The organism is Streptomyces palmae (assembly GCF_004684805.1).
Lineage (GTDB): Bacteria > Actinomycetota > Actinomycetes > Streptomycetales > Streptomycetaceae > Streptomyces > Streptomyces palmae.
On sequence record NZ_SRID01000776.1, the window covers coordinates 1 to 701 of the forward strand.

1 protein-coding gene is annotated in these 701 nt (G+C 71.2%); it reads left to right on the forward strand.

What is annotated here, in order from left to right:
* Window positions 1–221: 221 nt before the first annotated feature.
* Window positions 222–701: ATP-binding protein (locus E4099_RS32605; protein ID WP_135342674.1), on the forward strand; the 480-nt coding region annotated here is incomplete at its 3' end.

Here is a 701-nt window from a genome sequence, read left to right on the forward strand (position 1 = left end):
GCACAGGGGGCATGGCGGGGCGGGGAAACGGCCGGAAGTAGCCGGTCATAAAGCGGCATGCCGATAATTGATCGCTCTCAAAGCGGCCAAAAGCCGTCGATAGGTGCCGACTTGCGTTCAGTGTCCCAGCTCGCGGTGTGTGATTCCCAACACTCGTCGTGAGCAATCGAGTGGCGGCTGGGGCACCTCCCAGCGGTAGCCGGGGGAGGATGGGCATCGGAATGGAGATCCCTGGGAGCGTCCCACCGGGCCACCAAGGGGCACCCCGCCCGCCGATGCCCTACGAGGGGGTGTGGCGCTTCACCGCACCCGCGCTGGACTCCTCGGTGCCCCGGGCCCGGCACGCGGTGCGCGACCTGCTGGCCGGCCAGCGGGTGCCGGTCGACGAGGAGCTGCTGCAGAACCTGCTGCTGATCGTCTCCGAGCTGGTCACCAACGCGGTGCGGCACGCCGCCCTGCTCTCCCCGGAGATCGCCGTGGTGGTCTCCATCGGCCGGGACTGGCTGCGGGTGGCGGTGGAGGACAACCATCCCTACCGGCCCACCGCGCTCACCGCCGACCAGGGGCAGACCGGCGGCCGGGGGCTGCTGCTGGTGCAGTCCATCGCCGAGGAGGCGGGTGGCACCTACGACGTGGACTCCCTCGGGAACGGCGGCAAGGCGGTCTGGGCCGCGCTCCCGCTTCCCGCGCCCGCCCCACCC